Annotated in this window: 7 protein-coding genes and 4 pseudogenes; 5 read left to right on the forward strand and 6 right to left on the reverse strand. The window is 68.3% G+C overall.

What is annotated here, in order from left to right; genetic code table 11:
• Nucleotides 1-596: 596 nt before the first annotated feature.
• Nucleotides 597-1,484: a CHRD domain-containing protein gene (locus ACIRA5_RS52105; protein WP_403705311.1), complete on the forward strand. Its 888-nt coding sequence runs from the start codon at nucleotides 597-599 to the stop codon at nucleotides 1,482-1,484.
• A 197-nt stretch (nucleotides 1,485-1,681) separates the two neighbouring features.
• Here the strand turns inward: ACIRA5_RS52105 and tnpA are convergent.
• Nucleotides 1,682-2,008 (reverse strand): annotated as a pseudogene (tnpA, locus tag ACIRA5_RS52110) (IS200/IS605 family transposase); the annotation flags it as partial.
• Nucleotides 2,009-2,020: 12 nt separating this feature from the next.
• Nucleotides 2,021-2,692 (reverse strand): annotated as a pseudogene (locus tag ACIRA5_RS52115) (RNA-guided endonuclease InsQ/TnpB family protein); the annotation flags it as partial.
• A 239-nt stretch (nucleotides 2,693-2,931) separates the two neighbouring features.
• On the opposite strand from ACIRA5_RS52115, the gene ACIRA5_RS52120 reads away from it, so the two are divergent.
• The gene (locus tag ACIRA5_RS52120; protein WP_403705314.1) at nucleotides 2,932-3,417 is read left to right on the forward strand and encodes a hypothetical protein; all 486 of its coding nucleotides are present in this window, start codon (nucleotides 2,932-2,934) and stop codon (nucleotides 3,415-3,417) included.
• On the opposite strand, the pseudogene ACIRA5_RS52125 reads toward ACIRA5_RS52120, so the two are convergent.
• Nucleotides 3,410-4,351, reverse strand: a pseudogene (locus ACIRA5_RS52125) (IS110 family transposase); the annotation flags it as partial. The gene ACIRA5_RS52120 and the pseudogene ACIRA5_RS52125 overlap by 8 nt on opposite strands.
• Before the next feature lie 270 nt (nucleotides 4,352-4,621).
• Here ACIRA5_RS52125 and ACIRA5_RS52130 point away from each other — a divergent pair.
• Both ACIRA5_RS52130 and ACIRA5_RS52135 read left to right on the forward strand, forming a co-directional pair.
• Complete coding sequence (locus ACIRA5_RS52130) at nucleotides 4,622-5,647, forward strand: aldo/keto reductase (RefSeq protein WP_403705317.1); 1,026 nt, start codon at nucleotides 4,622-4,624, stop codon at nucleotides 5,645-5,647.
• A 334-nt stretch (nucleotides 5,648-5,981) separates the two neighbouring features.
• The gene (locus ACIRA5_RS52135) at nucleotides 5,982-6,689 is read left to right on the forward strand and encodes a transposase family protein (protein ID WP_403705320.1); all 708 of its coding nucleotides are present in this window, start codon (nucleotides 5,982-5,984) and stop codon (nucleotides 6,687-6,689) included.
• Between the two features lie 60 nt (nucleotides 6,690-6,749).
• Here the strand turns inward: ACIRA5_RS52135 and ACIRA5_RS52140 are convergent.
• Nucleotides 6,750-7,017, reverse strand: a pseudogene (locus tag ACIRA5_RS52140) (transposase); the annotation flags it as partial.
• 242 nt (nucleotides 7,018-7,259) lie between these two features.
• Nucleotides 7,260-7,586 (reverse strand): transposase, encoded by a 327-nt coding sequence (locus ACIRA5_RS52145; protein ID WP_403705323.1) that lies wholly within the window; start codon nucleotides 7,584-7,586, stop codon nucleotides 7,260-7,262.
• A gap of 741 nt (nucleotides 7,587-8,327) precedes the next feature.
• Between ACIRA5_RS52145 and ACIRA5_RS52150 the strand changes: the two genes are divergently transcribed.
• On the forward strand, nucleotides 8,328-8,552 hold the full coding sequence (locus tag ACIRA5_RS52150) for a hypothetical protein (RefSeq protein WP_403705326.1): 225 nt from the start codon (nucleotides 8,328-8,330) through the stop codon (nucleotides 8,550-8,552).
• 394 nt (nucleotides 8,553-8,946) lie between these two features.
• Here ACIRA5_RS52150 and ACIRA5_RS52155 read toward each other — a convergent pair whose 3' ends face one another.
• Entirely contained in the window at nucleotides 8,947-11,037 is a 2,091-nt protein-coding gene (locus ACIRA5_RS52155; protein ID WP_403705329.1) for a beta-propeller fold lactonase family protein, read from the reverse strand.
• Between the last annotated feature and the right edge of the window lie 1,212 nt (nucleotides 11,038-12,249).

Here is a 12,249-nt window from a genome sequence, read left to right on the forward strand (position 1 = left end):
GCCCGGGTCGTGCGGCAGTTTTGACAGGACAAGCGAGACGCCTGGGGGCGTGCTCGCACGGGTGGGGGGTTGGTGCGGGGCCGACAGTCGCCCATGAGCACCGCTTCCTCCCGCACCACGCAACGGATGCGGACAGGGGCACACCCTGTTCGCCGAACAGCACGTCGGCTGTGGCACTCGACACCGCTCAACGCCGCGCCGTGGGAAAGGTGCCGTATGACCGAGCTCGGCCTGCCCGAAGGTAACGTGGCCTGCCTTTTCGGCCTCGACAGGGTGGTCACCAAGACGGCTGTGGTGTACGCGGCCGCCTGGAAGAAGTCCTCTTCCCTCCGCACCTTCCCCCGCACCCGCCACACCGCCCGCGCACCCCCATTTCGTCCTGCAACACCGGCTGCACGAACCACACGCCGAGGGGTGCGTCGCCTGACGGCAGCGAGATGGCACCGTCATCCCGCATGCCGCGACCAGTGGAGTGGATTCCATTGCGGATGCATGTAAAACAGGCAAAACCCCCTATTGAGATCACAGCGGGAACGGGTCTGCCGACCCTGCTCGTACGAGCCGCTGACGCCACACTGCCGAAGTAAGGGATCCCCATGTCCACAGCCATCCGGCGTGCGACCTTCGCCGTCCTCTCCATAGCGACCGCATTGGCTGCTACCGCCTGCTCGTCCGCGTCCTCGCCGTCGGCGTCCGCCCCGGCCTCGCCGCTGGCTGCTGACTCCGCCTCGCCGCCCGCGTCCAAGGGCGCCTTCTCCTCCGCGAAGCTCGCAGTCAAGGCCCAGCCGGTCGGCACAGCCAAGCTCGGCCTCCCGGACGGAAAGGTCTCCGCCGCGTTCGACATCACCGGTCTCGCACCCGGCATCAAACATGCTGTCGACATAGTGCCGGGCAGCTGCGCCCAACCGAAGTCCGGCTCCGTGCTGGTGTCCTTCTCGACCGTCACCGGCGACGACTTCGGCAACCTCAAGACCACCGTCCACAGCACACAGTCAGGACTTCGGGAGCTGCCCGACAACGCGGTCCTGGTAGTACGGCTGAGCGACGGCGACTCCCAGCAGCAGAGGGAACCGATCGCGTGCGTGCCGCTGCCCAGCGGTAGACCTGACAACTCACCCGTGAAGGTGCAGCCTGTCGGCTCCACCAAGCGGGAGGGCGACGCCACCGTCGCCTACGACGCCGCCACCAAGACCTACACCCTGAGGGTGAAGGCCACCGGACTGGCAGCGAACTCCCGGCACGCGGCGCACCTGCACCAGGGCACGTGCACCAAGCAAGGCCCGGTCCTGGTGATGCTCGGAGACCTTACCGCCGATGACCAAGGCGTCATCGACAAGACCGTAAAGGTCCCCGATCAGTCCGCCCAGCTGACCGGCGCAACCTACCTCAACATCCACCTCGGCGACGGCTCTCAGATCCTGACCAAGGACAAGAAGCCCACCCCGATGTTCCAGCCCCTCCTGTGCGGCCCCGTCACCACCTGACCATTCACCCTGCGCAACACCCGGGGCGCTCTTTACGCCTGGAGATATCAGCAAGATTCTTGCGAGGAACCCCAGGCGTTTGTGCCTGGGAGGAATCGCATCGTGTGGTGGCGACGCGGAGCGTCGCGGCATCTGGGGTTCGGGCGCGGAGCGCCCGCGGGGTTGGCCGGCGGAGCCGGGAGAGATCTCTGGTGGTCTCAGTCGGGGCGTTTCTGGTTCTCGATGTACTCCTTGACTACGGAGAGCGGGGCTCCGCCGGCGGAGGCGGCGAAGTAGGAGGGGGACCAGAAGTGGTCGCCCCACAGGTATCGGCGTAGGTGGTCGGGGAACTCCTGGCGCAGGCGGCGGGCTGATACGCCCTTGAGGGAGCCGACCAGTCGGGAGAGGGCGACCTTGGGCGGATAGTGCACCAGCAGGTGGACATGGTCTCGTTCGCCGTTGAACTCCCTTAGTCCGCCGCCGAAGTCGGTGCAGACGTCCCGCATGATCTCCTCGCAGCGTGTGAGGAGATCATCGGTGAAGACCTTCTCCTTCTTCGCAAGACGACGCTGCTCCCTCGCCAGAGAGGCACGGTCACGGCGCTCGTGCCGGGGGTTGGCGATCTTCTCCCCGGTGGAGAGGGTCAGCAGGTGGTCCAGGCCGACATCGACACCGACGGCCTGGCCGGTGGCCGGGAGCGGCTTGACGGACGGGTCCTCGCACAGCAGGGAGACGAACCAGCGTCTCGCGCTGTCCTGCGAGAGGGTCACGGTGGACGGCTTCGCTCCCTCGGGCAGCGGGCGCGACCACACGAGGGCCAGCGGCTCGGTCATCTTCGCCAGTGTCAGCGCTCCGTCGCGGAAGCGGAATGCGCTGGTGGTGTACTCCGCACTCCTGCGCGTCTTCTTCCGCGACTTGAAACGCGGGTACTTGGCCCGTTTGCCGAAGAAGTGGGTGAACGCCGTCTGCAAGTGCCGCAGGGCCTGCTGGAGCGGCACCGAGGAGACGTCGTTGAGGAACGACAGTTCCTCGGCCTTCTTCCACGCCGTCAGCATCGCCGAGGTCTGGTGGTAGTTGACCCGTTCCTGCCGCGTCCATGCCTCGGTCCGGGCGGCGAGCGCCAGGTTGTAGACCTTCCGCACGCACCCGAACGTGCGCGACAGCTCGGCTGCCTGCGCATCCGTCGGATGGAAGCGGTACCGATACGCCCGCTTCACGTGAGTGCCCACAACTCACAATTGTCGCATCAACTTGCGACCACCTGCGGGTAGTTGGTCGCGAACGACGATCCGCCCTGGCGGCGGATCGTCCTTCCCTGCCCTGCTCCGCAGGAGTGCGTTTCCTCTCCGCCCTGAAGGGCGGAGTATCCACGGAGGGATCAGATGAAGTCCCGGCGGGGGGTGCCCCTATCTCTTTGGTCAAGGGAAACGGGGGTGCGTTGGGTCGGCGAGCCGGGCAGCATGGCGGGGTGGCTGATCTGCTGTGGGATGACGTGAGTTCCTTCTTCGATCCGGACTTGATGGGGTCGTTGCCGGACGTGCGTGTCCCTGATGCCTCGGTGGAGGACTGGCAGGCGGTCCTCGACCTTGTCGCGGAGAAGGGCTGGAAGCGCCAATACTCCGAGGGACAGACAGTGCTTCCGGTGCCCCGGGCGGAGACCGTGCTGTCCCGCCCGGCGGATGCAGAGTGCCCGGACCTGCGGGTCTGGCCGACGGCCGATGTGTTGGCGATCTTCCGTTTCCATGCCGACGACGAAGTCGACTTCGACGTCGACCTGCGGGAGTTGCAGGGCCAGGATCGACTTGATGTGTTCTGCGGCTTCCTCCGGGAGATCGGGCGGCGGCTGGGCAAGCCCGTGCTGATGGACCCGGAGGGCGACTATGGCCATCCGGTGCTCGGCTTCGATGTAGAGGCCGATCGAGTCGTGCTCCTCGCAGAGCCGCAGGTCAGGTGACTGCGGCCGACGGCTGCGGTTCGTAGAAGGTCCCGTCGCGGAGCATCGCGAACAGTACGTCGGCCCGGCGTCTGGCGAGGCAGAGCAAAGCCTGGGTGTGGTGCTTGCCCTGGGCGATCTTCTTGTCGTAGTAGGCCCGCGATGCCGGGTCGCCCAGGGTGGCGAACGCGGAGAGGAAGAAGGACCGCTTGAGCTGCTTGTTCCCTCTTCGGGAGGGCTGTTCGCCGCGGATCGATGAGCCCGAACTCCGGGTCGCCGGGGCGAGACCCGCGTAGGCGGCCAGGTGACCGGCGGTCGGGAAGGTGCTGCCGTCGCCGACCTCGATCAGGATGCGTGCTCCGGTCCTGACGCCGACTCCTGGCATCGACGTCAGGACCTTGGAAAGAGGGTGTGCCGCCAGCAGTTCCTCGATCCGGCCGGCCAGCCGTTTGCGCTGGTCGAGGACGGCCGTCAGTGAGCCGGCCAGGCTCGGGACGATGAGCGAGGCCGCTTCCGTTCCCGGAACGGTGACGGTCTGCTCGTCCAAGGCCGCGAAGATCTCCGCGACCAGCCGCTCGGCCATTCTGGGGGCCTTCGGCCGTAACAGCGTGACCAGCCGGCGCCTGCCCGCCTTGCGGATCTGGGCCGGGGAGCCGAAGCGTTCCAACAGGGCCAGGACAGCCGGGTGCTGCAACCGCTACCCCAGGACCCGTTCCAGCGACGGATGGATCTGGGTCAGCAGACCGTGCAGCCGGTTGGCGATCCTGGTGGCCTCGCCGGCCAGGTCGTCGTCGAAGCCGACGATCATCTCCAGCTCGGCGATCGTCTCGTCCTCGCCATCGATTGCCCGCAGCGTGTGGGGCATCGCGCGGGCGGCGTCGGCGATGATGAACGCGTCCCTCGCGTCGGTCTTGTCCTCGCCCGGGTAGAGGTCGGCGATCCGCCGCATCGTTACGACCTTGGGAGCAATTGAAGGGCGGCGTCTCGGCCCGGGGCTTTGCCTGATGGCGATCAGCGAGCGGCCCGCCGCCAGCTCAGCGAGACTCATTCCCGTAGTAAGGACAGAATCCGACCTGCTGTGGCGCCCATTGTTATAGAAGGGAACGTCCATGCTGCGGGGACTTGCCGCCGCCAGTTTCTGGGCCGCTGATCTGGCGGCGTACCGGGCCTGATCCCGGCAGGAGGGTTGTCTTCGCGTGCACTCCAGCTCCTAGCCTTCACCGGCATGGAGACAACCAACGGGACGACGGCCGCCGGTACGCACGCGCCATACACAAGGACCCTCGGACGAAGCGGAATCGAGGTGAGCGCCCTCGGTTTTGGCTGCTGGGCTATCGGCGGGGAATGGCAGGGCCCCGACGGGAGCCCGCTCGGCTGGGGCAAGGTCGATGACGAGGAGTCCCTGCGTGCCGTGCGCCGTGCGCTGGACCTCGGCGTGACCTTCTTCGACACCGCCGACGTCTACGGGACCGGGCACAGCGAGCGCGTACTGGGACGGGCCCTCGGCAGGCGCAGGACGGACGTCGTCGTGGCCACCAAGTGGGGCAACCTCTTCAACGAGGAGAACAAGGTCCTCACGGGCGGCGACGACTCACCGGCGTACGTACGGCGTGCGCTGACGGCGTCGCTCGCCAGGCTCGGCACCGACTACGTGGACCTTTACCAGCTGCATCTCTCGGACGTGGATTCCGAACGAGCCGCTCTTCTACGGGACACCTGTGAGGATCTCGTACGACAAGGGCTCATCCGCGCGTACGCATGGAGCACCGACGACCCGAAGCGGGCGGCCGTCTTCGCCGTGGGCCCGCACTGCGCGGCCGTGCAGCACCGCTGCAACGTCCTTCAGGACGCGCCCGAAATGCTCGCCTTGTGCGAGGAGTCCGACCTCGCGAGCATCAACCGCAGCCCGCTCGCGATGGGGCTGCTGACCGGGAAGTACGTGCCGGGCAGCACGCTTGCCTCCGGTGACATCCGCAGCGCACCGCCTGCCTGGCTGCCGGGTTTCGCGGCAGGTGGTGTCGCCGACCCGCAGTGGCTGGCGCGCGTCGAGGGGGTACGGTCCGTCCTCACGAGCCGCGGGCGCACTCTCACCCAGGGCGCGCTGGCCTGGCTGTGGGCGCGCAGCCCGCAGACGGTGCCCATCCCCGGCTTTCGGACGGTGACGCAGGCGGAGGAAAACGCCGGGGCGCTGGAGTTCGGGCCGCTGGCGGAGGAGGAGCTCGCAGAGATCGGGCATGTGCTGGGGGCTTAGCGACTTGGGGGAGCAATGCTGAAGGGGCGGGCACGACCGTTACGTAAGGCGGCCGTGCGGGTTCTCAGGGTGTGCATCACGAGCTGCTCCGTACGGCCTTGTCTCATCCTGTCTTCACCGGCGTCTCCCGCCAACACTTCGGCGAGTTGATCGAAGAACTCGCGCCACGCTGGGAAGCGGCCCGCGAGTCCGCGTTATACAACGGGGCGGCGCCCGCCGACGGACAGCCGGCGCCGGGCGTAAGCAGAAGCTCGTCTTCATCGACCGGCTGCTGGTCACTCTGGTCCACCTGCGGCATGGCCTGCCGCACGCGGCACTGGCCGAGCTGTGCGCAGTGGACCGCTCCACCATCTCCGGCGCCATCCGCGTCCGTTCTCTGCTCGCCGCTCGCGGGTTCGCCATCCCCGACCGGCCCGGCCTGCGTATCCGCACCCCGGAAGACTTGTTCGCCTACGCCGAGGCTGAGGGCGTGGACCTGCGCATCGATGGCACCGAGGTGCAAGTGCGCCGCCCCCGCGCCGGCCGCCCGGGCCGCAAGGGATTCGTCTCCGGCAAGAAGAGGCAGAACACGATCAAGACCACCACCTTCAGCGATGGTCAGGGCCGCACCCTGTACTCCGGCGTCGTCCGCCCGGGCCGGATGCACGACCAGACCGCGGTGCGGACCGAAGGCATCGCCGAGCAGTTCCATCAGCACCCCACGGTCAAAGCCGAGGTCGACGAGGGTTACCGTGGCCTGGCAAGCGAGTTCCCCGACCAGGTCAGCGCCCCGCCGAAGAAGCCCAAGGACGACGCCCCGCTGGGCGAGCTCCATGCCTGGCGCGAGATGCGGCGCCGCCGGTCCTCACGGCGGATCTGCGTGGAACACACCAACGCCGAGTACAAGAAGTGGCGCCCGCTCCAGCGGTACACCGGGCGGCGCGAAAACTACGCCGAGACCCACATGGCCATTACGGGACTGGTCTCCGATCGGTCCGCCCGACGGGCAACCCGCCGCAGGACAAGCACCGAACTGGTACCCGTCCGACAGACCGCCTGCTGATCACCCACCAGCCGAACCGGCAGACGAGCACGCGCCGATCTCAATTTCTCCCGAGGCCGTTAGTCCGGGCAGGTAGGCGACTGGGCAGCCCATGTCCCCTTGCGACCGCCAGCGGCAGGGCACCGATCGAGGCCGACTGGTCGACCACGACCAGCACCGTCCCGTGCTTGGCGTGGAGTTTCGCGAACAGCTCGCGGAGCTTGGGCTCGGTGTTGGGCAGGCGCTTGTCGAACGCTTTCTTCCCGGCCGGGGTGACGGCGGTGGCGTGGTGTTCGCCCTTGCCGACGTCCAGGCCGAGGAAGACGTCGATGCCGCCGGTGTCGATCATGTGCAGGCCCCTCCATCACGCTTTTGTCCGGCCCTGCCTCGGCACCGAGCTGCCACATCCACGTTACGGAGAGCTCTTCCGGCTCGGGTGAAGCCGGTGCTCAAGCCCCTCATCAGCGGTCCGTCGATGCCTCCGGAGCCGGTGACACCACCCCCCGGATCATCAACAACAGGAGGGGGAAGTCATGCCGGACCCGAAGGCCGGAGGCCCCATTGCGGAGCCATGAAGACGGTAACGGGGGCTCACTTCGCCTCGCGGGTGGCATGGGCGGCTGCCCGGCGCAGGATCTCTCGCTGCGGCTGCCGCTCCTTGTCTGCCTTGTCTGCCTTCAGCAGCCGCTGGTTGCCGGCCTGCAGCCGGGCGGGATCCTCGGCCGGACTCTGCACGCTGCCGTGTGACGGCTCGGGCGCGGACCCAACGGTGTCCTTGCGGACCCACGTGCGCGGCATCTCCCTGGTGGTCCCGGGATCCGCGGCCACCGCCGTGTACGTGCGTGTGCCGCCGGACGCGTGGTACAGCGCGACGGTGTCCTTGCGGAACTCCTCCGGATACGGAGACCGGCGTCCCACCCGGACCTCCCTCCCCGATCCATCAAGATCCATTGTCAGGGTGTCCACTCCGAAGGATCGGGCCTCAGGTCGCCGGTCCGTCGGTTTCCGGTTCACCGGCCGCGCAGGCCCGCACTGATCACGCGGCCGGTCCGCCGGGCGGCTTGCGCCAGTCGTTCCAAGCGGTGCGCGGGGTCGGTCAGGACGCAGAGGGCCGCCACCGGGGCGCCGTCCGTTCCAAGCAGCGGCACCGCCGTGCAGCGGCCGGGACAAGGCCGCGGCCCGGCGCTTCTTCCGCCGCCTGATGAAGAAGACGCGCGCGGTGCCCAGGGTGATCGCCAGACCATCGGCGCTGTCGGCCGACCCACCACGGCCTGAACACAGGCCCGGGCCACGGCGCCCCATCCCCCGACACACCGTCAGGCACTCCCACATCCAACAACGTGACAGCGCCCTTCGGAGGGCTCAGGCGGCTGCCGCGAGGGTGACCGGGACCGTTTCCGTCTCGGGGCGGCGGTGCGCTTGAGCCGGCGGAGCAGCCTGCCTGACCAAGACCACGGCCGTTCCGTAGGCGACGGAGTAGTCAATACAGGCACACGCCAGTCCAGTGAAGTGGCGCGGGCCGGGCCAGGCAGGGCCGGGCGCGGCTCGCCTCCCACCTGAGGTTTCAGGATGGAACTTCCCTCGATGGTCGTTTGACACCGTTATGACCAGCTCCCACGCTGGTGGGTGCGTGGCTCATCCGCCCAAAGGGAGATCATCATGACGACAAGTACCCGGAAGCGCATCCGGCACATCGTGGGAGCGTCTTGCACTGCTGTGCTGCTCGCCGGCACGGTGGGCATGGCGAACGCCGAGGCGGCGCCTCAGACAACGACGTCCATGGCGGAATCGTCGAACGCGGCACCGTACGGTCCCTGCACGGGTTACCACTACGACAGCAACCACAACCGCATCTGGGATCCGCCGGGCTGCACCCCGCCATGACCGACCAGTGGCCTCACGCCGTCACGAAGTGCGCCGCTCAGGGCTTGGTCGTAAGCCCGAGAAACGCTCCTGACCTGTAACAACAGGACGTGTTGTGAATCCCGTCGGCTGCGGGGAACGAAGCGCTTGCATCCCCTGCGCGCGTGCTACGGCTGGTTCCCGCAGGCACCACTGTGCCGACGGGCAACCGCTGGATGTGCCGGCCTTGCTTACCGGTTGCGCGGTCTTCTCCACTCTGCGCGGCGGCACGGCGGGAATCTTCCGGTCCGTCGGCGATTTCTCGGCGTCCTGCGGGTGGCCTGCCCGCGCGAAGTTTCCCTTTCCCGGCGGAGTGCCACGCCGCTGGTCCGAAGAATCGACCGGGGCACAGTCCTGACTTTCGGACATCCTCTAGCTAGAACGTGATCACTGAAACCGAGCTCGAGCTCCCGTTGGCCACGTAGACCTGTCGCCCGTCCGGCGACACGGCCACCCCCGCCGGGCGGGCGCCGACGGGGATGGAGCTGTCCACCGTGCGGTTCGTCGCGGTGTCGATCACCGAAACCGAACTCGAGCTTCCGTTGGTCACGTAGACCTGGCGTCCGTTCGGCGACACGGCCACCCCCGCGGGGCGGGCGCCGACGGGGATGGGGCTGCCCACCGTGCGGTTCGTCGCGGTGTCGATCACCGACACCGAGTCCGATCCCAAGCTGGTCACGTAGACCCGGCGTCCGTCCGGGGACACGGCCGCCCCCGCGGGGCGGGTGCCGACGGGGATGGGGCTGCCCACCGTGTGGTTCGTCGCGGTGTCGATCACCGACACCGAGTCCGATCCCAAGCTGGTCACGTAGACCCGGCGTCCGTCCGGCGACACACCCACCCCCTGCGGGAAGCGGCCGACGGGGATGGGGCTGCCCACCGTGTGGTTCGTCGCGGTGTCGATCACCGAAACCGAACTCGAGCTTCCGTTGGTCACGTAGACCCGGCGTCCGTCCGGGGACACACCCACCCCCTCCGGGGTGTCGCCGACGAGGATGGGGCTGCCCACCGTCCGGTTCCTCGTGGCGTCGATCACCGAAACCGAGCCCGAGGAACTGTTGGTCACGTAGACCCGGCGTCCGTCCGGGGACACACCCACCCCCTCCGGGGTGTCGCCGACAGGGATGGGGCTGCCCACCGTCCGGTTCGTCGCGATGTCGATCACCGAAACCGAGCCCGAGGTGAAGTTGGCCACGTAGACCCGGCGCCCGTCCGGCGACACACCCACCCCCTGCGGGGAGTCGCCGACCTTGACCGAGAGCACGGATGCCGGTGCGGGGGGTTCAGGACTCGGCGAGCGGCACTGCGTCAGGTAGATGCTGCCCACCGCAGCCAGCGCCACCAGCACCACCCCCGCGATGAGCCCGGCCCGCCGGTGTCTGGACCGCGTCGGGCGGGGCTGCAGCCGGGCCTCGTCACCTTTGCGTGGCAGCGGTCCCAGGGGCGGGCCGGCCGGCTTCTCCGGCTCGGCCGGTGACACATACTCGGTCGGCGGGAGCGATTCCTCAGAGCGCGGCGGCTTCGAGGCGGGGGACCACTCGGGTGGCGGCATCTCCGGTGGGAGAGCCGGTTGCCGCGCAGGGGAAGGATGAGGCTGGGCAGCGATAGAGGTGAGCTGCCGGGCGGCCTCGTTGCCGTCCATCCTCTGCGCGGGGTCCTTGGCCAGCAGATCGAGGAGGACAGGGGCCAGCTCCGCTGCCCGGCGCGGCGGGGTGGGAGGTTCGAACAGCAGGGCACTGAGCGTGGTGAGGGCGGAGTCGCGGTCGAAGGGGCCGGTCCCCTCGACCGCGAAATACAGGGTGGCGCCGAGTGAGAACAGGTCGGCGGCCGGGGTGGGCGCCGCGCTGCGGGTCCGTTCCGGGGCCATGAAGCGCGGGGTCCCGAGGACCTCCAAGGTGGCGGTCAGGCGGGCCTCTCCGGAGCTCGGCTCCAGCGCGATGCCGTAGTCCGTCAGCAGCACCTGGCCGCCGCCCTCCGTAGGGTAGGAAGGCTGCGGGCCGGGGTGGGTCAACAGGATGTTGGCCGGTTTGACATCCCGGTGAAGGACGCCGAGCCGGTGGCCCTCCAGCAGGGCGTCGAGCACCGCCAGCCCGATCCGGGCGACGTCGGCGGGCGCCAGCGGCCCCTGCTCGCGCACCACCGCCTCCAGGTCCATGGCGCCCGGGACGAAGTCCATGACGATCCACGGCAGGCCATCGTCCTCCACGATGTCGTGCACGGTGACGACATGTGGGTGATTGCGTAGCCGGGCGGCGTGCCGCGCTTCGCCGCGGGCCCTCGCGATACGGGTGCCCACCTCACGTTCTGGGACGTCCGGCGGCAGGATGATCTCCTTGAGCGCGACCTCGCACGCCAGCTCCTGGTCGTAGGCCAGCCACACCCGTCCCATGCCGCCGGCGCCGAGCCGGCGCAGGAGCCGGTAGCGCCCGGTGATCACGCGCCCGGCGGCCTCGTTCGCTCCTGTCACGGCGCTTCCTCTTCCAGGACGGGCCAGCAGGGGGTCCCCGGCGAGCGCTGAAAGGCCTCTCTCCACGTATCGCATACCGCCCGAAGAGCGGCAAGTCGCCCTGATGCGACTGCCAGGCCATCCAGGGGGCGACGCGGCACTGGCTGGGCGCCGGTGCTCGCACGGTGCCGGCCTTGGACGGAGTCGCGGTGCAGGTGGTCGTTCTCCACAGCCACGTTGAATACGGCCGACACACTCGCGTAGATAGCGCGGCGGTACGAGGGCGCCGGCGCCGCCCGCTCCAGCTCGCTGAGCCAGCCGCGAATGAGTTCGAGGCTCCACGGCGCCCAAAATCAGAGAACGCGCGGGTCAACCCACATCAGAGGGTGAGCCACTGAACGCTCTTGAAATCTGCTCTCGAGGCGTTCCATCGGGCGGATATGGACAACGAGCCGAATTATCGATGGCTGTCAAGTCACGAGAGGCAGTGTCGTGACGCGCATCGTCGGTGCCGGGCTTACTTGTTCCACGGGCTCACGCAGAGCATATGGCCCGCTGCCCGCCCGGAACACCTCCGGCGGCATAGGTCAACAGACATATTGAATGAAGGAGAATTCCCATGACTCGCATTTCTCGGACTCAGCGCATCGCCATGTTTGCCACCTCGAGCGCCCTTGCCGCAGGAGGCGTACTGGTGCCCACCAGTGCATTCGCAGCGACGCCACACACCGGCACCGTGACTATGGCGACAGCCAGTCACGGCAACAGCCACGACGGCGACAAGCACGACAACTGGTCGGGCAAGGGGCACGACAACTGGTCGGGCAAGGGGCACGACAACTGGTCGGGCAAGGGGCACGACAACTGGTCGGGCAAGGGTAAGGACAAGGGCAAGGGCAAGGGAGGTGGCTGCGGCAAGCACCCCACCCCCACTCCCACTCCTACTCCCACCCCTACTCCCACTCCTACTCCCACCCCCACTCCCACTCCCACTCCCACTCCCACTCCTACTCCCACTCCCACTCCTACTCCCACTCCCACTCCCACCCCCACTCCCACCCCTACTCCTACTCCCACCCCTGGCCCCACGGGTCCAATCGTCAAGTGACCAGCGGCCGTCCGCTATGACGGTGCGGGTAGCGAAGGGGCGGGCATCCAGAGGATGCCCCCCCCCCACGGGTGAGTGGCGCCCACGGGGTAACAGTCGGCAAAAAGAGAACCCACCACCACGCG

It is taken from the genome of Streptomyces sp. NPDC096311, assembly GCF_044763085.1.
Classification (GTDB): Bacteria; Actinomycetota; Actinomycetes; order Streptomycetales; family Streptomycetaceae; genus Streptomyces.